The 26,215-nt window shown below is 34.9% G+C and carries 28 protein-coding genes; 7 read left to right on the forward strand and 21 right to left on the reverse strand.

Going from position 1 to position 26,215, the window contains the following annotated elements:
• Window positions 1–5: 5 nt before the first annotated feature.
• The gene (locus HJ01_RS09710; protein ID WP_007138215.1) at window positions 6–398 is read right to left on the reverse strand and encodes a hypothetical protein; all 393 of its coding nucleotides are present in this window, start codon (window positions 396–398) and stop codon (window positions 6–8) included.
• A 51-nt stretch (window positions 399–449) separates the two neighbouring features.
• Entirely contained in the window at window positions 450–1,094 is a 645-nt protein-coding gene (gene pyrE / locus HJ01_RS09715; protein ID WP_007138216.1) for an orotate phosphoribosyltransferase, read from the reverse strand.
• A 7-nt stretch (window positions 1,095–1,101) separates the two neighbouring features.
• Here pyrE and HJ01_RS09720 point away from each other — a divergent pair, with 7 nt between their 5' ends.
• Complete coding sequence (locus HJ01_RS09720; RefSeq protein ID WP_007138217.1) at window positions 1,102–1,716, forward strand: NUDIX hydrolase; 615 nt, start codon at window positions 1,102–1,104, stop codon at window positions 1,714–1,716.
• 188 nt (window positions 1,717–1,904) lie between these two features.
• On the opposite strand, the gene HJ01_RS09725 is transcribed toward HJ01_RS09720, so the two are convergent.
• Entirely contained in the window at window positions 1,905–3,629 is a 1,725-nt protein-coding gene (locus tag HJ01_RS09725) for a M14 family metallopeptidase (protein ID WP_007138218.1), read from the reverse strand.
• 149 nt (window positions 3,630–3,778) lie between these two features.
• On the opposite strand from HJ01_RS09725, the gene HJ01_RS09730 reads away from it, so the two are divergent.
• On the forward strand, window positions 3,779–5,125 hold the full coding sequence (locus HJ01_RS09730; RefSeq protein ID WP_040473836.1) for a DEAD/DEAH box helicase: 1,347 nt from the start codon (window positions 3,779–3,781) through the stop codon (window positions 5,123–5,125).
• Between the two features lie 170 nt (window positions 5,126–5,295).
• Here the strand turns inward: HJ01_RS09730 and HJ01_RS09735 are convergent, their stop codons facing one another.
• The 3 genes from HJ01_RS09735 to HJ01_RS09745 all read right to left on the reverse strand — a co-directional run bounded on the left by HJ01_RS09735 (window position 5,296) and on the right by HJ01_RS09745 (window position 7,537).
• A complete protein-coding gene (locus tag HJ01_RS09735) occupies window positions 5,296–5,874 on the reverse strand; it encodes a PhnA domain-containing protein (RefSeq protein ID WP_007138220.1) in 579 nt (192 codons plus the stop codon).
• Between the two features lie 153 nt (window positions 5,875–6,027).
• Complete coding sequence (coaD, locus tag HJ01_RS09740; RefSeq protein WP_007138221.1) at window positions 6,028–6,486, reverse strand: pantetheine-phosphate adenylyltransferase; 459 nt, start codon at window positions 6,484–6,486, stop codon at window positions 6,028–6,030.
• 73 nt (window positions 6,487–6,559) lie between these two features.
• Window positions 6,560–7,537 carry a D-alanine--D-alanine ligase gene (locus tag HJ01_RS09745; RefSeq protein WP_007138222.1) on the reverse strand — a complete coding sequence of 326 codons (978 nt, stop codon included), beginning with the start codon at window positions 7,535–7,537 and terminating at the stop codon, window positions 6,560–6,562.
• Window positions 7,538–7,769: 232 nt separating this feature from the next.
• On the opposite strand from HJ01_RS09745, the gene HJ01_RS09750 reads away from it, so the two are divergent.
• Window positions 7,770–8,384, forward strand: a complete 615-nt coding sequence (locus tag HJ01_RS09750; RefSeq protein WP_007138223.1) for a PASTA domain-containing protein — start codon at window positions 7,770–7,772, stop codon at window positions 8,382–8,384.
• On the forward strand, window positions 8,374–9,417 hold the full coding sequence (locus tag HJ01_RS09755) for an RluA family pseudouridine synthase (RefSeq protein ID WP_007138224.1): 1,044 nt from the start codon (window positions 8,374–8,376) through the stop codon (window positions 9,415–9,417). The genes HJ01_RS09750 and HJ01_RS09755 overlap by 11 nt, the downstream gene beginning before the upstream one ends.
• Before the next feature lie 116 nt (window positions 9,418–9,533).
• Here HJ01_RS09755 and HJ01_RS09760 read toward each other — a convergent pair whose 3' ends face one another.
• The 11 genes from HJ01_RS09760 to HJ01_RS09810 form a co-directional block, all read right to left on the reverse strand.
• Window positions 9,534–10,040, reverse strand: coding sequence for a hypothetical protein (locus tag HJ01_RS09760; protein ID WP_007138225.1), 507 nt, complete (start codon window positions 10,038–10,040; stop codon window positions 9,534–9,536).
• Window positions 10,041–10,052: 12 nt separating this feature from the next.
• Window positions 10,053–10,640, reverse strand: a complete 588-nt coding sequence (locus HJ01_RS09765) for a hypothetical protein (protein WP_007138226.1) — start codon at window positions 10,638–10,640, stop codon at window positions 10,053–10,055.
• Window positions 10,641–10,667: 27 nt separating this feature from the next.
• Window positions 10,668–10,928: a hypothetical protein gene (locus HJ01_RS09770; RefSeq protein WP_007138227.1), complete on the reverse strand. Its 261-nt coding sequence runs from the start codon at window positions 10,926–10,928 to the stop codon at window positions 10,668–10,670.
• A gap of 202 nt (window positions 10,929–11,130) precedes the next feature.
• Window positions 11,131–11,499, reverse strand: a complete 369-nt coding sequence (locus HJ01_RS09775; protein ID WP_007138228.1) for a hypothetical protein — start codon at window positions 11,497–11,499, stop codon at window positions 11,131–11,133.
• Window positions 11,500–11,565: 66 nt separating this feature from the next.
• On the reverse strand, window positions 11,566–11,991 hold the full coding sequence (locus HJ01_RS09780; protein ID WP_007138229.1) for a GNAT family N-acetyltransferase: 426 nt from the start codon (window positions 11,989–11,991) through the stop codon (window positions 11,566–11,568).
• Window positions 11,992–12,086: 95 nt separating this feature from the next.
• Window positions 12,087–12,701, reverse strand: a complete 615-nt coding sequence (locus HJ01_RS09785; protein WP_007138230.1) for an alpha-ketoglutarate-dependent dioxygenase AlkB family protein — start codon at window positions 12,699–12,701, stop codon at window positions 12,087–12,089.
• Between the two features lie 314 nt (window positions 12,702–13,015).
• On the reverse strand, window positions 13,016–13,888 hold the full coding sequence (locus HJ01_RS09790; RefSeq protein WP_100208557.1) for a hypothetical protein: 873 nt from the start codon (window positions 13,886–13,888) through the stop codon (window positions 13,016–13,018).
• A gap of 508 nt (window positions 13,889–14,396) precedes the next feature.
• Window positions 14,397–15,740: a TIGR00341 family protein gene (locus HJ01_RS09795; RefSeq protein WP_007138232.1), complete on the reverse strand. Its 1,344-nt coding sequence runs from the start codon at window positions 15,738–15,740 to the stop codon at window positions 14,397–14,399.
• Window positions 15,721–16,911, reverse strand: coding sequence for a Na+/H+ antiporter NhaA (gene nhaA / locus HJ01_RS09800; RefSeq protein WP_007138233.1), 1,191 nt, complete (start codon window positions 16,909–16,911; stop codon window positions 15,721–15,723). Before nhaA ends, HJ01_RS09795 begins: the two co-directional genes overlap by 20 nt.
• A 294-nt stretch (window positions 16,912–17,205) precedes the next feature.
• Window positions 17,206–18,204 carry an LLM class flavin-dependent oxidoreductase gene (locus HJ01_RS09805; RefSeq protein ID WP_007138234.1) on the reverse strand — a complete coding sequence of 333 codons (999 nt, stop codon included), beginning with the start codon at window positions 18,202–18,204 and terminating at the stop codon, window positions 17,206–17,208.
• Between the two features lie 98 nt (window positions 18,205–18,302).
• Window positions 18,303–18,830 carry a GNAT family N-acetyltransferase gene (locus HJ01_RS09810; protein WP_007138235.1) on the reverse strand — a complete coding sequence of 176 codons (528 nt, stop codon included), beginning with the start codon at window positions 18,828–18,830 and terminating at the stop codon, window positions 18,303–18,305.
• Between the two features lie 180 nt (window positions 18,831–19,010).
• Between HJ01_RS09810 and yaaA the strand changes: the two genes are divergently transcribed.
• Window positions 19,011–19,769: a peroxide stress protein YaaA gene (yaaA, locus tag HJ01_RS09815; protein ID WP_007138236.1), complete on the forward strand. Its 759-nt coding sequence runs from the start codon at window positions 19,011–19,013 to the stop codon at window positions 19,767–19,769.
• Between the two features lie 61 nt (window positions 19,770–19,830).
• On the opposite strand, the gene HJ01_RS09820 is transcribed toward yaaA, so the two are convergent.
• From HJ01_RS09820 to HJ01_RS09835, 4 genes are read right to left on the reverse strand one after another with little or no spacing between them, the layout of a single operon-like run.
• Window positions 19,831–21,417: an MDR family MFS transporter gene (locus tag HJ01_RS09820; protein WP_007138237.1), complete on the reverse strand. Its 1,587-nt coding sequence runs from the start codon at window positions 21,415–21,417 to the stop codon at window positions 19,831–19,833.
• Between the two features lies 1 nt (window position 21,418).
• Window positions 21,419–22,498 (reverse strand): HlyD family secretion protein, encoded by a 1,080-nt coding sequence (locus HJ01_RS09825; protein WP_007138238.1) that lies wholly within the window; start codon window positions 22,496–22,498, stop codon window positions 21,419–21,421.
• 11 nt (window positions 22,499–22,509) lie between these two features.
• Window positions 22,510–23,835 (reverse strand): TolC family protein, encoded by a 1,326-nt coding sequence (locus tag HJ01_RS09830; protein WP_040473837.1) that lies wholly within the window; start codon window positions 23,833–23,835, stop codon window positions 22,510–22,512.
• Window positions 23,825–24,457: a TetR/AcrR family transcriptional regulator gene (locus HJ01_RS09835; RefSeq protein ID WP_007138240.1), complete on the reverse strand. Its 633-nt coding sequence runs from the start codon at window positions 24,455–24,457 to the stop codon at window positions 23,825–23,827. Before HJ01_RS09835 ends, HJ01_RS09830 begins: the two co-directional genes overlap by 11 nt.
• A 432-nt stretch (window positions 24,458–24,889) precedes the next feature.
• Between HJ01_RS09835 and HJ01_RS09840 the strand changes: the two genes are divergently transcribed.
• Both HJ01_RS09840 and HJ01_RS09845 read left to right on the forward strand, forming a co-directional pair.
• Complete coding sequence (locus HJ01_RS09840) at window positions 24,890–25,474, forward strand: TetR/AcrR family transcriptional regulator (protein WP_007138241.1); 585 nt, start codon at window positions 24,890–24,892, stop codon at window positions 25,472–25,474.
• Window positions 25,475–25,537: 63 nt separating this feature from the next.
• Complete coding sequence (locus tag HJ01_RS09845; RefSeq protein WP_007138242.1) at window positions 25,538–26,170, forward strand: NAD(P)H-dependent oxidoreductase; 633 nt, start codon at window positions 25,538–25,540, stop codon at window positions 26,168–26,170.
• Window positions 26,171–26,215 lie beyond the last annotated feature (45 nt).

Genomic DNA, 26,215 nt, shown 5'->3' on the forward strand with positions numbered 1-26,215 from the left:
AGGATTTATAGTTTTCCCATGTTAGTAGCCAATGTTTCGATAAACTTACCAATTGGCCCTTTTATCATCATGGCCATCATTGGGTTAAAATCACCTTCAAAATCAAGTTTAACTGCACTTGATTCATCAGATACAGCATCAATGTTAGCTATTAGTGTAAAAGGAAGTTTGTCACTCGCAGCACCCAAAACTACTTTGCTTGGAGATACTTTTTCCTTCATTTTTAGTTTTATTTCTGGCATACCTTTTAGTCCAAAAATAAAAGCATCATCACCGATAACTTCAAATTTTGCTATGTTTTCAGGCATTAGCCTTTCGAAGTTTTTAACATCTGTCAATAAATCGAATAATTCTTGCGCTGATTTCCCAACTGCAACTTTTGGACTTTCTAAGTTCATATAATTTTGTTTTTTAACTTCAATTGATGTTAGTATCAACGATGAAGTGCTTTAAACGATATCCCATGTCGATGGGCTAACGCTCCATTCTCTTAAAGTTTTTTCTTCTTTCTCAGAGATATAACTTTTGGCTACAGCCAAATTCAATAAATTTTGATAATTGCTTAAAGTATATAAATCTACTTTTGCATTTTTAAAATTTTGATCTGCTACATCAAAGCCATAGGTGAAGATTGCTGCCATTCCCTTTATGTTTGCTCCGGCGGTGCGCAAAGCTTCTACTGCCAGTAAACTGCTGTTTCCTGTGCTTATCAAATCTTCGACAACCACTACATTTTGGCCTTTCTGCAAAAAACCTTCTACTTGGTTTAGTCGGCCGTGCTTTTTAGCTTCTGGTCGCACATAAACAAAAGGCAAACCCAAACTTTCTGCAACTAGCATTCCAATTCCTATTGCTCCAGTGGCTACACCGGCAATAACATCTGGCTTTCCAAATTGTTTTTCAATATGTTTAGAAAATTCATCTCTAACATAATTTCTTATGGGTGGAAATGAGAGTATTAGCCTGTTATCACAGTAAATAGGTGATTTCCATCCAGAAGCCCATGTAAAAGGATTTCCTGGATTCAATTTAATTGCATTTATTTGCAAAAGCAATTCGGCTGTTTTTTCGGCAGTATCTTTATTAAAAATCATATTACAAATGTATAAAGTTTTTGTTAACGACAAACCACTTTTTTTGACAAATAAAATATCAAAAGAAACAGATTTTCAATTATTTCTATTAGAAAGTATTGATATAAAGCAACTTATAGTCAAAATTTTTCAAAATAAAATTCAAAAAGCGTATCTCTATCACCCTGATGAAAAGGAGATTATGAAGACTTTGAAAACTAAAATTCCTGTCAATAAGGCTGGGGGAGGCTTAGTCTACAATAAAAATGGGGAGGTTTTATTCATTTTTAGGAATGGAAAATGGGATTTACCTAAGGGTGGAACCGAAAAAGGAGAGGATATTGAAGGTACCGCAATGCGTGAAGTAGAAGAAGAGACAGGAGTAAACCTACTGCGTATTACAAGTAAATTGCAAAAAACGTATCATGTTTTTAAACGTAATGGTGTTTTTAAGCTTAAAATAACACATTGGTTCGAAATGCAGTCTGATTTTGAAGGAATACCGCAAGGACAATTGGAAGAAGGAATAGAAAAAGTAGCATGGTTTAGCCCTGATCAGATACCTGAGGCGTTAAAAAATTCTTATGAGAACATTAAATTATTGTTTGAAGAAGAAAAAGGCGACCATCCGCATACAATATAATTTTTATTGTTGCGCTAAATAAAACAAGGGCTATGATCATAATGATCATAGCCCTTGTTTTATTTATGAATGGAGCGTTATTAGAGGGCAAATTTCGAAATATTAAAATAATGATTTGCTAATTTCGAAAAAAGCAAAAAAAAGTAAAATAGACTTCCATGCAAAAACAGGGACGACCTAATATTGCTTTAATTCGGCAGTCTGTAAACGGGATATTGCAAATGTGCCTTTTCGTAGTAAACTGAATTTTTATAAATCCAGTCCAGTTGACCCTCAGGATTATTAGCAAAAGCTGAATCAGCTGTTTTTTTCTGCTCTAATTCATTTTTAAGTTTTGGGTTGTCTTTTAATAATTGGGCTGCGGTATCCTCAAAAACATATTCAGAATAACCTTCTTTTTGTTGAAGCATGGTATCAAAATAATTCCAATTAAAGAATGAATCCACCCCTTGCGGCTCTAGGGTTTCCAATAAATATTTGACTCCTTTTTGAGATGTTGGAAATAGATAATCACCTTTAGCGAAAGCTATTTGCTTCTTGCTTACGCTTAATTTTGTGTCTCTATGTGTAAAATGGCCTTCATAAGCTGAACTGGTTGTTTTGTAGTCGGCAATCTTATAGCTTTCTACGTTAATAATCGTATCTTTTTTAAGCTGTGTGTAGCTTAAATTGTTGCTTTTAAGCAGCTCTATAACGTTCCAAAATGTTTTTGGGATAATGTATGCTTCTGGGATTATAATTTCTTGTGCTGACTTATATTCTTTTAGGTAGGGGATGTCTTTTTTGAAAGGCTTTGTTGTGTCATAATACAGCCTATTGCCTGTTGTTGCTTCACTTGGTTTATGCCCAGCCTCAAATCCCAAAAATGAAAATGGAGTCACTTTTGTGGTGTCAATTTCCCATTTAATCGTGTAGGATTTTCCAGGAAGATATTGTGATTCGTTTTGCAACCGTAGTTCTTTTATTTTTTGGTAATTTGCATCGGTGTAAGCCATTGTTGTCAGCATGTATTCGTAAGTAGCTTTCACACGCTCGGCATATTTTTTTAGCATATGCGTTTCCACCACAAATCCTATGCTGTTAAATAGGGACGTGTATCCTGTGGAATAGCGAGGGCTGTCAAAAAATTGCGCAAAACCATTATCGGGAGTTTCGCTAAAAGCATTCACATAAGGTGTGCTTTCTAGGTTTTTTTGTTTTAAACCTTGCACTATTGCAGGCATCATTTCTATATCTAAATAATTGCCCAATATAGTTCCTAGGTGGTTTTTCTGGGTCATGATGTAAGTGATTTTATACTGATAGTCAGCACCATTACTTACATGATTGTCAATAAAAACATCAGGGTTCAGTTGATGAAAGATCTCATAAAAGCTTTTTGTATTTCTGGTGTCCGCTTTGATGAAATCACGATTCAAATCATAATTTCTTGCGTTGCCTCTAAATCCGTAACTTTCTGGGCCATCCTGATTAGCCCTCGTTGTCGAATTGCGATTTAAGGCGCCGCCAATATTATATACTGGAATCGTTGCTATAATGGTGTTTTTTGGAACTTTGATTTTAGCTAGTGCCAAATCACGAAATAACTGCATGGTTGCATCAATTCCGTCTGGCTCGCCAGGGTGAATTCCGTTATTGATTAGTAGGACGGCTTTCTTTCTCGCTTGTACATTAAATTTTTTATCAGGATCGAATAGGACTAGGGTCAGTCGTTCTCCACTATCTGTAAAACCCATTTCTTGCATTTTTATCGAAGGAAAATCTTTGGACAAAAGAGAATAGTAGGCGATGGTTTGCTGGTATGTGGCCGATTGATTTCCATTTCCTTTTTCGAAAAAAGTCTTGTAATTGGTGTCTTTTTGTGCAGAAATGGCCATTGAAAACAGCAGTAAAGCAATAGTGAATAATCTCATATGTGATTTATTTAATAGCTAAGCCAAATGTAATATTATTTTGACAGCAATACCAACAGCGAGCTTAGGGATAGTATTAGTAAAAATGAAAACTAGGACAGAATGCTAAAAACCTACCATTGAGCACTTTTTTTAAGTACTTTTGCAAAATGAATAAGAAACACCATTCCAACAATATACTTTTGAATTTAGGCATAGAAAGCCTGAACGAGATGCAGGAAGTGGCGCAAGACGCTATCCTAAACGATAATAATGTATTACTGCTTTCCCCAACAGGTTCTGGGAAAACCTTGGCCTTTTTATTGCCGATTTTAGAAATGTTACAGCCTGAAATTCTATCTGTGCAATGCTTAATTCTAGTTCCTTCAAGAGAACTGGGACTGCAAATTGAGCAAGTTTGGAAAAAAATGGGTACAGATTACAAAGTAAATGTATGCTACGGTGGACACTCCATCGATACTGAAATTAAGAACTTAAGCAATCCACCAGCCGTTTTAATAGGGACTCCTGGGCGTATCGCAGATCATATAGACAGAGGGACTTTCCGGACTGATAAAATTCAAACATTAATTTTGGATGAATTTGACAAATCATTGCAATTGGGATTCCATGAGCAAATGTCATTCATCATTGGGAAATTGGCTAAACTGAACAAAAGAGTGCTGGTTTCGGCCACATCGGATATTGAGATTCCAAGATACACCAGAGTGGTTAACCCAACTATTTTAGACTTTATTCCTGAAAATGAGGTAGAAACAAATCTTTCGATGAGAATGGTGGTTTCAAAAGAGAGAGATAAAATAGGAAGCTTGTTCAATCTGATTTGTTCACTTAAATCAGAGTCGGCTATCGTTTTCTGTAATCATCGTGATGCTGCAGAACGAATCAGTGATACTTTAAATGAAAAAGGGATTTATGCTACTTATTATCATGGTGGAATGGATCAAGATGAGCGCGAACGTGCATTAATTCAGTTTCGTAACGGAAGTGTAAGTTATTTAATCACAACTGATTTAGCGGCCCGTGGACTTGATATTCCAGAAATGAACCATGTTATTCATTATCACTTGCCATCAAAAGAAGACGAATTCACTCATAGAAACGGTAGGACAGCACGTATGTTAGCTTCTGGGACGGCTTATATTGTAGCTCACGAAAGCGAGAAAAAGGTAGATTATATTGATTATGGGATGAAAGCATTCACTGTAGATGCTACCGTTAACTTACCAAAACCTCCGCAATTTCAAACTATTTATATTAGTGGTGGAAAGAAAAACAAACTAAATAAGATTGATATCGTAGGTTTCTTTTCTCAAAAAGGGAAACTAGAAAAAGGTGATTTGGGATTAATCGAAGTGAAGGATTTTATTTCTTTTGCTGCCGTGAAATTCAATAAAGTAAAAGACTTGTTGAATAACATCAAGGATGAAAAAATGAAGGGCAAGAAGTTCAAAATTGAAGTTGCTCGTAAAGTGATTAAGAAGGAAGAAGAATAGTGAGATGTGAAAAGTTTTCTAGTATTCAGTAAAATAAAATTCAGAAAATAAAAAATCGTTAACAGTAAATTTTACTGCTAACGATTTTTTATTTTAAAAAGTGTGATTTTTAGTAAAAGTAAAATCTTGGTAATACAATCCGATTCACATATCACTATTCACTAAAAAAATTATAATTTCTTCACGTATTGTGTAATGATTACAATAGTCTGCCCGTCTACTTTTCCTTCAATATATTCGGCATTTTCGTGATCCAGTCTGATGTTACGTACAGATGTTCCTTGTTTAGCCACCATGCTCGATCCTTTAACTTTAAGGTCTTTAATCAAAACTACTGAATCTCCTACTTCTAGAATTACACCATTCACATCTCTGTGTATGACTTTATTCTCATCTTCTTCACCTTCTCCAGTTGCTTGAGCCCAGGCTAGTGTTTCTTCGTCAAAATACATTTGGTCAATCAATTCTTGTGGCCAACCTGCAGAACGAAGGCGACTCAACATTCTCCAGGATACCACTTGCACAGCGGCATGCTCACTCCACATACTATCATTTAGACATCTCCAATGGTTTAGATCTTCATTGCCAGGATTTTCGATTTGCTCAATGCACGTGCTACATGCCATTATTGCTTCGTCAATTCCACCTTTTTTAGTAGGTAAAACTTCATACACTTTTAGGTTTTCAGTTGCAGCACATAATTCACATTTCGACCCACTACGCTTGCTTAATTCTCTTTCTTTACTCATTGTTGGCTTTTATTTTGATTTGGCGAAAATACGGCTATTATGTACTTTCTGCAAGTTTATTAATACTTGTTCTGCATTCATTAGGCAGTATTAAGTTTACAAATAAATCATCTATACTCTTATACGGCTTAACACTAAAAACTTGATGACTTCTTATTTCTTCAATCTAACAGCTTTTGGAACTAGCATTTGGTATTCGCCACCATTGCGAATAACGTCCCGCACAATACTGGAGCTTATGTATGATGTTCTTGCGGCAGTTAGCAAGAATACGGTTTCTATTTTAGATAAATGTCTATTAGTGTGCGCGATGGCCTTTTCGAACTCAAAATCGGCTGGATTACGCAAACCACGTAGGATGAAATCAGCTTTTATTCTATGACACAAATCAATGGTCAGGCCTTCATAAGTAATCACTGTAACTTTTGGTTCGTCTTTGAAGGTTTCTTCGATGAATCGTTTTCTTTCTTCAAGTGAAAACATGTATTTTTTTTCGGCGTTGACACCAATGGCAATTACAATTTCATCAAAAAGGGAAACTCCTCTTTTAATGATGTCTTCATGGCCTAAGGTTATGGGATCAAAGGATCCAGGAAATATGGCTTTTCTCATTATTAAAAATTTCAAGTTTTGAAGTTTGAAGTTGAAAACCGCAAAAATTCAGAGGTTTTTAGATTTCTTTACTTTATTTTTTCTGTGAAGATAGCTCTATTGCATTGGTAAACAATTCTTCCAGTGAAATTCCTGCCGCTATGGCCTGTTGTGGAATCAAACTCTCCGGTGTCAATCCAGGGATGGTGTTCATTTCCAACATAAATGGCTCATCGTTTACAATGATAAATTCTGTTCTCGAAAATCCTTTCATTTTTAGTAATTCATAGGCGCGCTTGGCAATATCACCCACTTTTTTGGTCATCTCGTCTGAAATTCTGGCGGGGGTAATTTCCTGTGATTTACCTAAGTATTTGGCTTCATAATCGAAAAAATCGTTCTCAGAAACAATCTCAGTTATAGGTAAAACGGTTATTGTTCCTTTGTAGTCAATCACACCCACTGTCACCTCAGTTCCGTCAAGGAAAGCTTCGATGATGATTTCGTTATCTTCTTGGTAAGCTACTTCGATTGCAATTGGTAGTTCAGCTGCGGTTTTTACTTTTGAAATTCCGAAGCTTGAACCCGCTTTATTGGGTTTTACAAAACAAGGCAATCCCACTTTTTTTACAATTTCGTCCGCATAGATTACGTCTCCTTTGTTTAAATAATAAGAAACGGCACTTTTTATACCGTATGGTTTTAATACAGAAAGGAAATCTCTTTTGTTGAAAGTCAATGCTGCTTGGTAATAATCGCAGGAAGTTTGTGGAATTTCGAGCAATTCAAAATAGGCTTGCATGAGACCATCTTCGCCCGGAGTTCCGTGAATTGCATTGAAAACACAGTCAAAATTGATTTTTTTTCCGTCTACTATAGTCGAAAAATCATTTTTATCGATAGGGAATTCGGTTTCAGCATCATTCACATATACCCATTTTTCCTTAAAAATATGGACGCGAAATCCGTTGTATTTTGTCTTGTCCAATGATTGGTATACAACGTTTCCGCTGATTAGTGAAATTTTGTATTCGCTGGAATAGCCTCCCATGATAATAGCAATGTTCTTCATTTTTAAGTTTTTAGGTCTAGGATTTGAGTTAGTACAACTACTGATTTTGTGAAAACGATTCGATTTTTAGCCCCGATAGCAGCGACATCCCACGCTTTTTTGCGTGGATATAGCGGATAGCGGGAAATAGCTCCTAAAATTCATTAAGAAAGTACTAAATACCATTAAACAAAATTATCATTTTTTTTGAAACGAAATAGCTATATCTTTGTCCAATTATAAAATTAAATTTATGAGTTTACGTAAGTATCTTAGCAGTCGTGTGTTTCTTATTCAAGTATTTTTAGCCGTTTTGATTATTGCCGTTTTGGGATACCTGTTTATGCATTGGTTGACTTTTACGACTGATCATGGAAATGAGATTACGGTTCCTAATTTAAGTAAATTAACGGAGGAGCAAGTGGAGGAAAAGCTAGATGATTTAGATCTTAGTTATGTGCTACTAGATAGTTTAGATTATAAAAGTGATTATCCGAAGTATAGTGTAGTGCAGCAAGATCCTTTACCGGGGGAGAAAGTAAAAGTGGGAAGAAAAGTCTATATAAAAATCAACAGTTCTGGATTTTCATCAGTGAAAGTTCCGGATTTGATCGAAAAAACATATCGTGAAGCGTCTCCAACCCTAAGAGCATTAGGTCTTGAGGAAGGTACGATTACCTATGTTCCAAATCTTGGAAAAGACATGGTGCTGGAAATGCGTTATAAAGGTAGAAATATCAAAGCGGGAGATAAAGTCTTGAAATCATCTAAAATTGATTTGGTTTTAGGTGATGGAAAAATGAGTTATGAAGAAGAAATAAAAACGGATACTATAAATCCAACAGAAGAAATGCCAAATGAACAATAATATAGAGTCGATAGACTTGGAAGAAGAATTGTACGAACATTTTAAATTTGAAGTCCCCAAAGGCCAAGCGTCCTTGCGAATTGATAAATACTTGATGGGTTTGATTCAAAATGCGACCCGTAACAAAATTCAGATTGCAGCTACCGAAGGGAATATTTTTGTGAACGATTTGACTGTAAAGTCAAATTATAAAGTGAAACCTTTAGATGTAGTGCGTGTAATGTTGACACACCCGCCATATGAAAACCATATCATACCGGAGAATATTCCGTTAGACATTGTTTACGAAGACGATACTTTGTTGTTAATTAACAAACAACCCGGAATGGTTGTGCATCCCGGACATGGAAATTATACAGGGACTTTAGTACATGCCTTGGCATATCATTTTGATAATTTGCCAATGAATAGCAGCGAGCGTCCTGGATTAGTGCACCGAATTGATAAAGACACTTCAGGATTATTAGTCATCGCTAAAACTGAAGCGGCGATGACACATCTTGCCAAACAATTTGAAGCAAAAACATCCGAAAGGGAATATGTTGCTTTGGTTTGGGGAAATGTAAACGAAGAGGAAGGAACTATCGAGGGAAACTTAGCACGTCACTTGAAAGACCGTATGCAAATGGCTGTTTTTGCTGATCCTGAGATAGGCAAACCAGCTGTGACCCATTATAAGGTACTGGAACGTTTTGGTTATGTGACTTTGATCTCTTGCCAACTGGAGACGGGAAGAACACACCAGATTAGAGCGCATTTGAAACATATAGGACATCCTTTATTTAATGACGAGCGTTATGGTGGTCATTTGATTTTAAAAGGAACCACGTTTACTAAATACAAACAATTCATAGACAACTGTTTTAAAATATTGCCAAGACAGGCTTTACACGCTAAAACTTTAGGATTTGTTCATCCTACAACAGCTGAGATGATGCGTTTTGACACTGAATTGCCGCAAGACTTTCAAGACTGTATTGAAAAGTGGAGAGGCTATTCTAAATCGCATTTGACAGAGGAAGAAGATAACTAGCCTAATCGAAAGTTGGAAGACAGGAGATTACAAAGCGATATAAAATTATATGAAAAATCCCTTTTGATTAATTCAAAAGGGATTTTTGGTTTGTAATAAGGTTTTTTGGTTGGTTTTTATTTTTCTAATTTTTTTAGTGCCGAATAATTTGCGATTTTAAAACAGCGTAAAAGGTTATTCTTTTCATTTCCACCGGTCATGTTTTTGTAGCTGCTATTAATTGTGTCTACTTCATTATTATTTATCTTATAATTAATCACAGTACTCATAGTGGCTGATGACAGATTAAATGTCCATAAAATTTCAGTTACATCAGCATTCACATTTGTATCTGAATTGCTATTGGAATTACCGAATTCATTAAACTTTAAATCTAATTTTGTTTCCTTTGCTAACTCTTCGATGGATTGTTTGAAAACTTCTTTTACATCGGGTTGGCGTTCAATTCCTGCTTTGGGGCCAGAATAAGCGACAGCTTTTTTACTATTTTCATTGAAAGTAAAAACGATTTTTTTGTTTTTGAAAAAATCATTATTAAGATTGTTCTTAGTAAAATCACTGCTTGTGGCGCAACCAACTAAACTTAAAAGAAGTAAAACGGAAAGATTTTTTAATGCTTTCATATAGAATGTTTTTTATAAAGTATATCCAATTCTTAGATGTAAATGAGGAGTATATTGATTTCTGTTTGTTGCTTCATCTACGTTTTGAATATTTCCGCTTTGGTAATTGTCCTTTAAATACACGATTCGATATCCTAAACCTACTGCTGCCTCATAACTAAAATGGCTCGCAATTTGGCGTTTGATTCCCCAAGTTGGAATAATGGCTAAATCAGCCGTTTTAGTATAATTATCGGATAAGTTGATGACAAACCAATCTGGATGGTAACTTGTTTTGATTGAAAGGTAATTACCGCTATTGTTATTGGTTTTCCTCCCGTTAGCGTTCCGTTTTTCTAAGTTGTAATAATAACGTGGCTCTATTGTAATTACAGGCTGTAAAATAAATCCTGCACCGTCATAATGATCACCTACGGTAAAGTCATGCTCAATACCCGTTTCGCTTCGTACTGCAATGGTGTTAGAAAGTTTACTTTCATTGTTCAACCAAAAGCCTACTAAGCCTGTTTGTAATCCAAAGACTGATTTTTCTACGGTATTGTTTTGTGCTTGTGCACTAACACAAACCCCTAAAATTAGGGCTGCTGCTATTCTTTTCATTTTGAAATGTGATTATTTGTGGGTTTTTTATAGAACTTGTTTCAGATTCACTTTTTTATGATTTACAAACAGTCGACAGCTTACCTTGAAAAAACCAGAAATATTAGTTTTTACATGAAGTCTATCACCCTTTTTATCTGTCAAAATTCCGGACATTTTACTTGGAGTAATAAAATTTAATTGCTCATCTTGCAGTTTGTCATTTATAAATAGCTTTTCGCCAGTAAACCAATTGTTGGTTATTGTTATTAGGTTGTCATCGTAGTTGGCAATCCATTCGCTTTTCATAATAGTTTTTTTTTTGAGATTAAGTTATAGTTTTTTAGTAGTTGGTTTTTAATAGTCTATAGTTTGAAAAATAGTGGTAAAAGATTAAGTTTTTGCAGTCATTTTCCTATCGTAAATAGACGAAATTAAAGTGACAATGACAATACCTACTTTTAGTGATATTTACAAGCAGCAGTATTTTAAGGAATGTTCTTTTAACCGTTTAAGGGCTATTGAATTCTCCAAAGTGCCACAGGATTCCAGACGGGTCATGCAAATAACACTCTTTACCCCAAGGCTGCAGGCGGATGGCAGTTAGCTTTACACCATCGTATTTAGAAGGTAATTTTAAGGCTAATAATTCATTATAATAACGATTGACATCATCCACCTCCATGAAAATCATGGTATTGTTGATCCAATCTTTAGTGTAATAATCTTGTAAATAAAAACCTAGACCATCAGCTTCAAAATAGGACATTTTTGCTGATAATACAGTTTCTTTAAAATTAAGATCACCGTAGAAACTGCGAGATTGTTCGTGATCTTTAGCACCTATAAAAGGACGTATTGATTTGGCTTTATGTTTCATTATTTCTTCAAATTAATACAATTAATTCTTTTTTCTGTTTTTCGATGCACTAGAGCAACTGTTTGTTTAATTGATGGGCTTGCTGAAATGAAAGGCACTGATGGTAAAACCTTCTTTGAAGTAGAGCTTGTGCGCCGCAGTTCTTACATGTCCACTATCCAAATGTACAGCGTTACAATCTTGTTCTGCAGCCACTTGATACAAGTGTTTTAAAAGAGTTGTGGCATGACCTTTTCCTCTCACTGATTCTAAGGTTGATAAATCATCAATATATAATATTTTACCAGAATATAACGTGCTATATATGCGATATCCAGCTATCGAAACTACTTTGTTGTACTCAAATTGGTACAAAAGGACATAACCTTCTTTTTGCATTTCTTTTATTTGATCTACAAAAGTGGCTGCTTGAAGCATGGGTCTTAATAGATAGAGTGCTTCCCAACACATCTTGATTTCTTGATCTGTGATTGCGATTTTGATTGCTGCCATTTTTAGTGTTTTAGAAATGAATTCAAGGAAGACAGAATTGACTTATACTGTAGGTACTAAAGTAGTATTTATTTTGTATTTAATGATAATCTTTTTTACGGCCTTAGCACGATAGTTCTAAATGTGAGGTTTACTCTAGGTTTACTTATAAGTTTAGTAGGAGGGAGGCGGTGCAACCAATGGGTTTGGGTTTCATCCTTCATCACTAAAAGGCTACCATTTTGTAGTATTTTGGAAACTGTTTCCTTGGTCTTTTTGTGCTTGAAGGCAAATTTTCGTTCGGCTCCAAAACTCATCGAGGCGATGGCGCCGTTTTTTTTGAGGTCCTTTTCTCCATCGCTATGCCAGGCCATGCCTTCGTTGCCGTCATGGTATAAGTTAAGCAGACAGGAATTGTAGGTTTCTCCTGTTGTAGCTTCTGCAAGTGCTTTGAGTTTGCGTAAGGCTGGTGTCCAAGCTAAGGCTTCTTTAGTAGTATTGGAATAGGTATAACTGAAGTTGGTATCGCCGTACCAGGCTACTTTTCTCTTGGTGATAATAAGTTTTCCAAAAATTATAGCTTGGTCATTTTGCCAGTTTATGTTTTCGAGTAATTCAACTAAATATTCGTTGGCTTTGACCTGCGGCATCAGCGTACCATAGTAGTTTACAGTACCGTCTTTGGGCAGTAGGTTTATGTTTTCGTCTGGTTCTGCGCTGAATAAATCCATTGTTGGTATTCGGTTTTCATAGAATGGGTACAAGGTCGGAAATTGTTTTGAATTGCTTCAGCTTGGGAAGTAAAAAACACACGTTTTTCTCTTTTTATTCTTCTACCAGATTTACGTGAAGTGATCCGTAAATTTTTAGTTTACGGTTTTTGCGTGAGGAAATTTCATGGTTCTTGATTTTTAATATCAGTTTGGAGGCTTTCAATTGATCGTGCTGAAGCATTTTTACTTTATTTTGATGCTTTCACAACTATTTAAAAGCATCAATAAAATCAAAAGGGTCAAGGATAATTTTCAACCTTTAAAAGTGATTTTTATTTCGCGATTTCCTCCAGTATTTTTGTTGGGTTTCTTCTTGGTTTAAAGATAATAACTGGTCTCTCAATATTATTGTTTGCATCATGTGTTGGAAATTCAAAGGAATAACTCTTTCCGCTCAAAAATAAGATTCCATGGATTATTGATACGGGGAGAAAATGCAGTTTTGTCAGGAAGTAATCGCAGGTTTTGTTACGATAATTGGTTATCAGAAATGGGAATGAGTTCATAGCAAGATACAGCTCTCGGATTCTCTTGGGATCGGCTGGAATTTCTTTGTTGAACTCAAAATATTTAATTTCTTTGTTTTGTTTTTTTAGCGCAGTAAGATCGGAAACAGATAAAGGCAATCGCGGGTTAGAATGATAAAAACAAATGCATTTGGCCACATCGATAATGATCCACTTTTGTAGTTCTTTGGAGTATATTGCATTAAACGAGTGCCCGCCCAAAGTTTGTGGATTATCAGTTATAATTTTTAATCCCCATTCTTTTACTTTTAAATCATTAATCACACAAAAATTATTATAAACTTGTGCAAAATCACTGCAAACGCCACCTTCCCCATTAATCATTTTTTGTAAGGCAATTGCTGAGGAATTGCCTAATCCTGGGCCACCTTTAATATTATTTCTAAGCCATTTCGCAATTTTTATCGCTTTTTTGAGATCAGTTAGAACTTCATTACCATCAGTAAATATAGATTGGTTTATCTCATAATAAATAGAGGGGATTTCATTTTTGGAGTTGATTGAATTATAGCAAAAATCTTCCATTTCAGCAAAAGTTGACTTTTTAGAAACCAACTTAAATCTTATTTTATATAATAGGGAATGTCTCCTTAAATACCATTTTAAAGGTTTGCTCATTATAAAAGATATTAGGGATTCGTGACTATCAAACTTAATGAAAACTAAGTAATGTATATGGAAAAACCTAAATTATACGTTGATAATCATATGTATACGATTAAGTGTGGTTTTTTGTACAAGATTTAATACAATCTATTTTAAAGCGACGAAAAATCTCATAAATTGAATCGACTTTGATGCTTTAAGGTTTTGGTTTGAGAGGAACTATTTGTTTTACTGAGCGATACTGCAATGTACTTTGGTTAAAGCTATAATTAATGCGAAACGTTGTATCGATAGTTATATATTCTGTAGCAGTCGCATGTCTTCGATATATGCAAATAAGCTGTAAAGTCTGCAGCTGTTAATTTATTTCTTAAAGTTAAGTTGGTATAATGGATCGTAGCTAAAATAGGACTATACTTATTGGTCAGCTACGAAATTCAATACATTTCCTATTGTTAAGCTAATATAGAAAGTGTTTTATGCGTTATAAAACCCGCAGCTTGCACTCTATGTTTGTAGTCTATTTCTTTTTCTGTAGATCAGGTTTAGGGATGTTTCTCGGTGCTCTAAAAATTTCTATTTCGTTCTTTACCAATCGTTGTTTTAACCACAATACCAGTTTTTCCTCCGAAGGTTTTTCTATTCCCTCTTTGCTTTTGTAGATCAAGACCGGCACTGTCCTTGTACTGTCTGTGTTCTCATCAAAAGTGTGATTAGATAAGGAAATATTTTCAATCTCTGGAAATAGAATTTTTACCTCAGCCAATAAGGCTTTGTTATCATACCTATTTTGGGAAATTTGATTTTTTAATTTTAAGATAGTAACATCTTTTTTACTCAATACCGATTGGTTTGAATTGATTTCGTTTAAAATGTCACTTTTAAGGTCGGTGGTATCTTGAAGCACCACTAATTTTGTGTCATTTATATCGTAGGTCTTTAACTTTTGGTTGAGGACATTAATTTCTTCATCGCTAAATCGTTTCGACAGTACACCGAGTTGTAGTTTTTTTGGCTTTGAATTAAAGTTTGTTTTCTTATATAAAATAGCAATCCCTTTATTGGTAAATTCATTTTCCATGAAAACAGCAACTTGATGTTGGTATTTTTTCTGCTCAATTAATTGATACGCAAAATAAATACTCGGAAGAATTAATACTGTTATTAAGGTTGTAATTATGTATCGTACTTGCTTTTGATGTTTGTCATCCAGTTGTTTTTTGACGGGGTACTTTAAAAACTTAACGATGAAAAAGGTAGAAATACAGATAAAAACACAATTAATTGAATACAAGTACATTGCGCCAAAAAAGAATTTTAGGCTACCAAGTGCTAAACCATATCCCGCGGTACAAAGAGGCGGCATAAGAGCGGTAGCAATCGCTACACCCGGGATGGGATTCCCTTTTTCAACCCGCGTTATTGCAATAGCCCCAACCAATCCTCCAAAAAAAGCGATAAGAATATCGTAAATATTAGGAGAAGTTCTTGATAATAATTCAGGCTGAGCTTCCTTAAAAGGACTAATATAAAAGTATATTGCAGATACTAGTAAACCAACTACTGTAGCTATTAAAAGGTTTTTTAGGGACTTTTTGAGTAAATTAAAATCATAAACTCCCAATCCAAAACCGGCACCTATGATTGGTCCCATCAGCGGAGATATAAGCATGGCGCCTATAATAACCGCCGTCGAATTGACATTCAATCCTATAGATGCTACTACTATAGCACAAGCTAAAATCCATAAATTGGAACCCCTGAATGAAATGTTGGATTTTACATTGTCCAACACTATATTCTTATCTTCCTCGCCTTTGCTAAGGTTGATATAAGCAAATAACTTATTTATTGTCGCTTTCATCTGTAACTTCTTTTAAGGTATTTTTTAAAAAAAGGAAGCCAATTAAACCTGCAATTAATGAAGAAAGTAAAATAATGAATTTAGCATTACTAATTATAGTTTGGTCATCAAAAGCAAGTAGAGTTATGAATATTGACATTGTAAACCCAATTCCACCTAAGAAACCTACTGCAATGATGGTTTTCCAGTTTAAGTCTGCGGGAAGTTTACAAAGCCCAACAGAAACAGCCAAAAAGCTAAAGAGATAAATACCTAATGGTTTTCCAACTATTAGTCCTAAAGCTATACCCAGACTGTAGTGCTGTGCAATGGTTTCACCTATATTTGAGCTGATCACAATTGCCGTATTCGCCAAGGCAAATATTGGAAGAATAAAAAATCCAACTGGTTTATGTAAAAAATGTTGTAAAATGGAAGAAGTTGATTTTTTATCTCCATTTCCAAATGGTATTACGAAGGCTAATAGAACCCCTGTAACAGTTGCGTGAATACCGGAATGCAACATGAACCACCACATAATCACACCACCTATAAGATATGGAATTAAATTACGAATTTTCATTCTATTCATTATAAACAGGACTAACATAACACCGAGAGCAGTAAATAAGTTGGTCCAAAGTATTGTTTTAGTATAAAAAATGGCAATAACCATAATAGCACCCAAATCATCAATAACTGCTAATGCCGTTAAGAAAATTTTCAAAGACAGTGGGACTCTGTTTCCCAATAAAGAAAGTATTCCCAACGCAAATGCGATGTCAGTAGCCATTGGGACCCCAGCTCCAGCTTGTGCAATAGTTCCATAGTTTAAGAGCAAATACAAGCCTGCAGGAACTAACATTCCACCTAATGCTGCAAAAATAGGAAGCAGTGCATCTTTTATATTGGATAATTCCCCCAGATATATTTCTCTTTCTAATTCTAAACCAATAAGCAAGAAAAAGATGGTCATTAAACCATCATTAATCCAATATTCCAAACTTTGACCACCAATTACTGTGTGCCAGGTATGCAGGTATTGAGAACCAAAAATCGAATTTGCCATAAACAATGAGAAAATGGTACATCCTATCAGAACGAGTCCACTGGATTTCTCATTATTAAAGAACTCATTAAATAACTCATTATTATAAATCTTTTTTATCGCCTTCTCGATCTTTACTTTCATGTATTCTATGTTTTTTTTTAGCCAATACTCGGAAATTTTCCGCTTTTATTTACAAATGTCAACCATTTGTCGCTAGATTGACAAAAATAGCCAATTAGTAGGTAATCTCATTGTACAATTCAATAATAATGTAGTAAAAATAAGTGAGTGAAATTTTTGAAAATGTTTTAAGAGATGTTCTTTAGTGATGATCTGGCAACGATTATTCTGAATTTAAAAGTGGTTTACTCAAATTAGGTTTTATAAGTATATTGTTAACAGTTATTTAAGAAGCTATCGCTGGTTTAGACCTTTTTAAGAGGCAGTTTGTAAGTCACTAAGGATTTTATAAGAATTTAATCTTGCTTTGTGATCGTAAATATGGGAAACTACCATAAGTTCATCAATTTGTGTATCATCAACAAATTGGGTTAGCGCTTCTTTGATTTCTGAGGGGTTTCCAATGAAGGAGTAGGTCAAAAATTGCTTCATAACTTGTTTTGCTTCGGGACTCGCTTTAAAATTTGGATCTGCGGGTTGAAGAGGATGCCTGTCATTTGTCAGAATACCTAAAAAAATCTTCTCCATGGAAGTGGCAGTCAATTTGGCCTCGGCAGAAGTTGCTGCCGCGGTAACATTTACACAGGCAATCGCATACGGTTCTTTTAGATGTTCCGAAGGTTTGAAATTGGTCCTATAGATGTAAAGCGCTTCTTTTAATTGCTGCGGTGCAAAATGGCTGGCAAAGGCATAAGGCAATCCAAATGCTGCGGCTAATTTTGCACTGTCGGTACTTGAACCCAATATCCAGATTGGAATATCTAGGCCTTCACCTGGTATCGCTCTAACTGCCGAATTTTGGTTATCCTCAGATAAGTAGTTTTGCAGTTCCCTCACTGTTTTTGGGAATTCGAAAGCCGCCTGATCGTCTCGTTGCAGGGCGCGAGCGGTAAGTTGATCTGTTCCTGGGGCACGGCCAAGTCCTAAGTCAATTCTATCGGGATATAATGAGGCTAGTGTGCCAAATTGTTCTGCTATAACCAAAGGCGTATGGTTAGGTAACATAATTCCGCCAGAGCCTACTCTTATTTTTGTGGTGCCTCCAGCAATGTGGCCTATTAATATAGATGTCGCTGAACTGGCAATACTGACCATATTGTGGTGTTCTGCCAACCAAAAGCGATGGTATCCAAGGGTTTCCGCGTGCTGTGCCAGACTAAGACTGTTTTTGAATGATTGGGCAGGAGCGTTTCCTTCTAAAACTAAGGCTAAATCTAATATGGATAATGGAATGCTGTTAAATTTGTTTTTCATTGGAACTATAATTGTATCGGGTTTTTGAGGCCCTTATTTTTTTAAATTTGTGTACGAGCTTAAGGTACGAAATTCCGAGGTATTTAGGGGTTATATTCCTATCTTATTTTTATTTGTAGTTTCATTAGTAGATCGGTTTGTATATCGTTTCCAAGGGTAAATACATGTTTGTCAAATACATAAAAATCATTTTTTCGGTAAAAACTAAGTGCTCTATGGTTTTGTTCCCATACACCTAACCAAATGAATGTGACAGGATTTAGCTTTGCTATGTTTAGAACTTCATCAATAAACAATTGTCCTACTTTTTTTCCATGAAACTCCTGCAAAACATAGATGCGTTGAATTTCCATTGCTGATGTATCCATTATTTCGGTCTGTGCTTTTCCGAAATTTATTTTTAGATAGCCAATGTTTTTTTTATCTAAAGTAGCCAGATAGAAAGAGGATTCAGGATTATTAAGTTCCAGAGTTAATTGAGCTGTATTGAAGCTTTCTTCAAGGTAATGCGAAAGATTTTCAGGAGTGTTGACAGCAGCAAAAGTCTCCATGAAGGTTTGACTTCCAATTTTTTGGAGTGATTCTAGATCAGATAAGGATGCTTTTCTAATTTCTATTTTGTTCATGATAAATTAAGTGCGTTTTTAGGGCATAAATGTAAAACTCAAAAATAGTGAAAAGAATATTTGAAATCATTTATACTTTCTATTCAATCATTAAATAAATCAATTTAAGTAATCCTGTTTCTTGATTTCAATTTGTACTTTTGGATCAATATTGAAAAGAACCTGTAATTAGGAATATTTATGAAAATTGTGATCTCGCCTGCCAAATCGTTGAATTTCGAAAAAGAATTGCCTACAGCCACTTATACGGAACCTTTATTTTTAAAAGAAGCAACGCAGATTCAGAAGGTATTGAAGAAAGAATCTCCAAAAGATTTGTCGGAATTGATGCATATTTCGGATAAATTAGCTGATTTAAACTGGAAGCGCAATCAAGATTGGGCAACACCATTTTCTCCTGAAAATGCGCGTTCAGCCGTTTATGCTTTTGACGGGGATGTATATACGGGTTTAGATGCCTATTCAATTCCACCGGATAAATTAGATGCGTTACAAAATAGTTTGCGAATTTTATCCGGTTTGTATGGACTGTTGAAACCTTTGGATTTAATGCAAGCCTATCGATTAGAAATGGGTACAAAACTACCAGTGGGAGAAAATAAAAACCTGTATGAATTTTGGAAAACCACCATAACTAAGAGCCTCAACAAGGAGCTGAAAGATGACGAATTATTTGTCAATTTAGCGAGTAACGAATATTTTTCGGCTGTAGATGTGAAAGCGCTAAAAGTTCCTGTGATCACACCTGATTTTAAAGACTATAAAAATGGAAAATTAAAAATTATTAGCTTTTTTGCCAAAAAGGCTAGGGGTCTGATGGTACGTTATATAATAGACACAGATGCCAAAACAATTGATGATCTAAAAGGCTTCAATTATGACGGATACCAGTTTGATGCGAATTTGTCTAAAGGAAACCATCTCGTTTTTACTAGATAATTATTCAACTTAAAATTTAAAAAGCCGATATCACTGATGATATCGGCTTTTTTTATTGCAATTAATGCATGGCATCTGCGGGATTAATTTTGTTTTTTCCTTTTTTTATCAAGAACACAACTGGAATACAGCAGAGAAACATGATTCCGAGATACATGAAAATATCCATGTACGATAATACGGTACTTTGTTTCATAACTGAATAGTCTATTGCCTGGTAGGCTTTGTTCAATGCTTCATTAGATGTAAATCCTTTAGACATAAATCCCTTTTGCAACAGCAGTAATCGTTGTTGTACTTCATAAGTACTCCCATCTAAATGCGCTACTAGATTTACGCGATGTTCTTGGTTGAACCTAGTGATAAATGTAGTAATTATAGCAATTCCGAAAGAACCTCCCAGTTGTCTCATCATACCTGTAAAAGCAGCACCTTCACCGATATTTTTTCCTGACAAAGTAGATAGTGATAAAGTGGTTATGGGAACAAAAAGTAGTCCCAATCCAATTCCTCTTAAGATCAACGACCAGTATAAGTGCTCGACTCCAGTATCTGGCGTCATATTATTACGCATCATTAGGGTAAACAAAAAGAAAATTAAAAAACCTAATGCTATCATATATCCTTGAGGAACACCTTTTTGGATTAATTTACCAATTATAGGCATCATAAAGGCAGTAGTTATCGATCCTGGAATCAGTAACAATCCGGCATCAGTAGCTGTCCATCCTAAAACTGATTGCGTGTAAATTGGGATGATTAAAGTAGAACCGTACAATCCAAAACCAAGAATAAAAGCCATTAATGTACCAATCCTTAAATTACCGTCTTTCAGTACACTTAAATTTACTATGGGATGCTTGTAGGTTAACTGTCTCCAAATAAATAAAATTAGTCCAAATACTGAAATAGCGCTTAGTAGCACAATCAATTTGTTATTAAACCAATCGTCTTGTTGACCATGTTCTAGTACAAATTGCAAAGAGCCGATAAAGGATGCTAAAAGGACGATTCCAATCCAATCGACTTGATTTGCTTTTAGTTTTTCACCATATTTTGGGCTTCGCACAAAACTTAATGTCAAAAGCGTTGCGATAATACCTAATGGTATGTTGATATAAAAAATATAAGGCCATGAAAAATGATCCACTAAATATCCTCCTAATGGAGGACCTAAGGTGGGACCAACAATCACTCCCATACCGTAGATGGCTTGCGCCATTCCTCTTTTAGCAATAGGATAACTTTCTGTAATAATCGTTTGTGCAGTAACTAATAATGCGCCACCGCCAAGACCTTGAATAAACCGGAAAGCAACAAGTTCCCATATATTAGTTGCATTACCACATAAAAAAGAAGCAACTGTAAATATTATGATGGAAACGGCAAAATAATTACGCCTTCCAAATTGTTGTGAAAGCCAACTCGTCATTGGGATTACAATAACATTGGCAATAGCATAAGCTGTAATCACCCAAGCCACATCAGTTAATGTAGCTCCTAGGCTTCCTCTCATATTGGTCAGTGCAACATTGACAATAGTCGTATCTACAATTTCCAGTAATGCACATAGTACAGCTGTAATTGTAATAATAACTCGTCTAAAGCCATATTCTACTAAATCGTCTTGTCCTTGTCCTTGTACCATTTTATTTTATATGTACGTCAACATCCACATTCATACCTGGACGTAATAATTTTATCTTTTCGGCATCATTATCGGCATCAATACTGATTTTAACAGGTAAGCGTTGAATCGTTTTTACGAAGTTACCAGTTGCGTTATCTGGAGGTAAAATAGAGAAACGAGCCCCGGTTGCAGGTGAAAATGAGGTGACTGTTCCGTTAAAGTCATAATCAGGATACGCATCTACTTTTAGGGTAACTTTTTGTCCTGTAACCATTTTGTTTAGTTGTGTTTCTTTGAAATTGGCTACAACCCATGCTTCATTATTGTTAATGATATAAAAGAGAGACTGTCCTGGCTGAACTAATTGTCCCGGTTGAATATCAATTTTAGAAACTTGGCCGTCGATAGCAGCCGTTACAGCTGTGTATGTTAGATTTAATTTTGCCGAATCAAGTAACGCTTTAGCTCTTTTGATATTGGCGGCTGCTACATCAGTTTGTTTGTCCGACGCTTTTGATTTGGCTACAATAACTGATTTCTGGAAAGCAGATGCTTTTTTCTGTTGCTCTAAAATACGTACTTCACTTTCTGCTTCTTGCTTTGAAGCTAAAGCTTGCTCGTATTGTTGTTTTGTGATGGTATGGCTTTTGTATAAATTGTTGTAACGGTTGTAATCACTTGTAAGGCGACCCAATCTGATTTTGGCAGTTTCGATATTTCCTCCTGCTGATTTTACATTGGCATCAGAGACTGAAATACTAGCTAGAATACTATTGATATCTGCTTTAGAAACCTCAAAATTTCCTTCAGCAGCGGCCAAATTTGCAGTTGCTTCATCTATTTTTAATTGGTAATCCTTTTTATCAATCGTAAATAAAGTATCTCCTTTTTTTACAAAATCATTATCCTTGATATACACTTTGTCAACATAACCAGACACTCTCGGAATAATTGGGTTCATGTTTTTCTCTATTTGGGCATCATCTGTTCCTTCATGGGAAAGGGAGTAGATGTATTTATAAGTTCCATAAGCAAAACCTAATAGCACCAAAGAAGCTATTATAATGATAAACTTTGTATTTGTTTTTTTCTTTGTCATTTTGGTGTCGATTATATTTTTGAAAGATTGAATGTTTGGTTTAGTTGTCCAGTTACAGAAAGCAACTCATAATATTTTTGAATGACGTTCGCTTTCGCCAATGTTTTATTAATGTTGGAACCTAATTGCTCCACATCGGCTTCCAATAAATCATTGGTGTCCGAGAGTCCATTATCGTACTTGTCTCGTATTATTCTGTAATTTTCTGATGCCTGTTCAACAGCTTGATTGTAGACTAAATCTTGTTTTAGTGCTAAGTCATAATCTTCAATGGCTTTCTGAACTTGTATTTTGATATAATCAGTCAGCATCGCTTCGGAACTTTGTATTTCTAAAGCCTTACTTTCAGCTATTTTTACATTTGTACCGTTTTTAAGTATCCCGCCTAAATCATATGATACGCCAACGCCTATATTCATTGCGTTTTGCACGGTAATCACATTTTTTAAATCTAAAGCGGTATATCCTGCAATGATTGAAATAGTAGGGTAGTATCCACTTTTGGCAATTTGAATATTAGCAAGACTTGCTTTTTCCTGTAAGCGAATAGCTTCTAGATCTTTACGATTTGTTAACGCAGGTTCTTCGTTAGTAGGAACATTGTTCATCTGAAAGTTAGCAAAATCACTTTCTCTAATTTCTAATTTCGTCTTAGGATTCATTTTTAAAAGACTGGCTAGTTCGAAATTTACAATGTTTAGCTCACTTATAGCTCTGTCTAACGATAACTGTACTTTAGAAACTTGAAGTTGTGACTTCAATAGATCATTTCTAGGAATGATTCCGTTTTTTTCTAGTTCAAGAAAATCATCGACACGCTGTTGTGCACTTTTTTGATTCTCTTTTAAGAGCTCTACTGTTTTTTGGGCTTTGTATAAATCTGCATAATAATTGACAACTTGCATGGCAACTTCTTCCTTTGTTTGCATTGCACTTGCTGTCTCTGCCTGATACATGTTGTCATGGGCTTTAATACTGTTTTGTATTTTAAAACCGGCAAATAGGGGAAGACTTGCATTGACCTGTCCAAGCATTAATTGATCAACAACAGGAAGCGGCTTTGAATCAGAACTTTTGTTCAATTTCAAATCTATCGAAGCTTTTGCTAAACGTTGGTACTGTCCTGAGACTTTCAAATCAGGGTATCTGTTGTTTTTTGCGGACTGAAGCTCATATTTTTTTGTTGCCACTTTGGAATTGGCCAAATTTACTTCATTGCTTTTTGCCCAGGCCAAATGAATGGCCTCATCGAGTGTTAAGCTCGTTTTTTCTTGCGCTTCTATGGATGAAATTCCAATAAAGAAAATCCCAAAGAGCATTAATTGACTAACTTTCATATATCAGAAGTGCTTTTATTGTTTGTTGGATGTGTTTTGTCAGATTGGTTTTTATGTAATTGTTGTATAATTCGTCAGTACTTAGTTGTAATAAATTTTTAAAATACGCCTTATTCATATGGAAATGAAAAAATGTACCAAGGATGGTTGGGGTGATAAGAGGAACAATAATGTCCTTTCTAAAAACACCTTTGTTTTGTCCTTCTTCGATAATGGTAATTAAAGCTTTTAAATTTCCAGTTCTCAGGTCATTCAAAGCTTGAAGATCAATGTCTCTTTTTTCATTGGAAAACTCAAAATGCAATATTCGGTATATTCCTTTATTGCAATTTATCCGATGTATATAAATTTCAATCAGTTTGTTTATTTTCTCGATAGGTTCAAGATTCTCAGCCGATAAGTTTTCTATTTGAAATTTTAAGTCTTTTGTTCTGAAATGGATAAGCGATTCTAATAATCGTTCTTTTGAACCGAAATAGTACGAGACCATTGCTACGTTGATTTTAGCTTCTTTGGCAATGGTTCGAATAGAAGTACCATCAAAACCTTTTTCGGCAAATAGGGTTTCCGCTACCTGAAGTATTTGGATTTGCTTTTCGTTAAAAGGACTATTTGATGACATAAAATTATATATGGAGTAAAATTAAACAACCGTTTAAATTAAACGGCTGTTTAATTTTTATTTTAACATAATTTTAACAAGATGTTGCTATCTCTATTTTTTGTTAAAATGGTTCTTTACAATGCAGTCGATTTAATGCGGTATGTATAGATAGGGATATGCTAGCGCCAAATATTTAGATATTCTCGTCCTCAAAATTTGAAAAGCTTTAAAATCAGTTATTCAGCGTTATTTTACAATTCAGATGTTTTAAAAGTTTAGGAAATAGATGGAGGATAATGGGGGACTTGCTTTGTGCTTCATTTTTGGGATAAATCTTTAATAGTATTAAATAAAACCCAATTACATATAAATTAATGAACGTTCATTCTTTTTTATGTAATTTTGTACTCTTAAATAATTATAAAAGGTTTATCTTCAATATATAGCAGTATGGGACAGCTTCAAAAAAGTAAAATTAAACGGATAGCACTATTAAGCGCTACGCTTAGTTTAGTCAACAACGGTGGGATTCAAGGTGCTTCTATGGCTAAAGTTGCCAAAGTGGCTAATGTTTCTCCAGCGACCATTTATCTGTATTTTGAAAGCAAACAGGATTTAGTAAATCAATTGTACCTTTATGTGAAGAGTGGTTTTGCAGAAGCAGCCTTCAAAGGATACAATCAAGATATAGCTGTTAAAGACATTTTTAAACGTATTTGGTTTAATATGTCAAGTTTTAAATTAGAGTTTAAGGAAGAAGCTTCTTTTTTATCTCAATGCGATAATACACCAATGATCGATGAAAAAACCAGGCAAGAAGGTCTTTTATATATGACTCCACTTTTTGATCTATGGGTACGAGGTAAAAAGGAGGGGATCATAAAAGATATTTCGCCCTATTTGCTCTATGCGTTTAGCATATACCCAATGGCTTTTTTAATGAACATGCAAAACAGAGGACTTTGTCAGTTAGACAAAAAGGTGTTAGAAGAATCTTTTCAGGCTGCATGGGATAGTATTTGTGAAATAAAGTGAGAACAAACAGAGTAGAATAAAGAGAGTAGAAATAGATAATTAACAATAAAACAAAATATTAAAATGGAATTATTAGATAAATTAAAATGGCGTTATGCTGCTAAAGCAATGAACGGCGAAAAAGTGTCTCAAGAGAAAATTGACACAATAATTGAAGCAGCCTCACTAGCACCTACTTCAAGTGGTTTGCAGCCTTTTGAAATAATGGTGGTCACCAATCCGGAAGTAAAAGCAAAGATCAGAGAAATTGGTTGGAACCAGTCTGTGATTACAGATTGCTCTCATTTGCTTGTTTTTGCAGCTTGGGATACATATACAGCGGAACGCATCAATAAAATGTTTGACCTTACTAATGAGGTTCGTGGTTTTAAGAATGAAGGGTGGGAAAATTACCGCCAAATGTTGTTGAATAGCTACCCGCAAAAAGATGCTGAAGAAAACTTTCAACATGCAGCAAGACAAGCATACATTGCTTTTTCACAATCTATTGCCGCAGCTGCTTTTGAAGGTGTTGACAGTACGCCAATCGAAGGTTTTGATCCAGCTGCATTAGACAAAATTCTAGACCTTAAAGAAAAAGGACTTAGAAGTTGTGTGATACTGGCCTTGGGTTACAGAGACTCAGATAAAGACTGGTTGGTAAATTTGACAAAAGTTAGAAAAAGCAAAGAAGATTTGGTAACATATATAGACTAATACTAGTTGAAAATCATCTAGTTTTAAATTCCTTTTTTGTCACTA

This window comes from Flavobacterium frigoris PS1 (assembly GCF_000252125.1).
Taxonomy (GTDB): domain Bacteria; phylum Bacteroidota; class Bacteroidia; order Flavobacteriales; family Flavobacteriaceae; genus Flavobacterium; species Flavobacterium frigoris_A.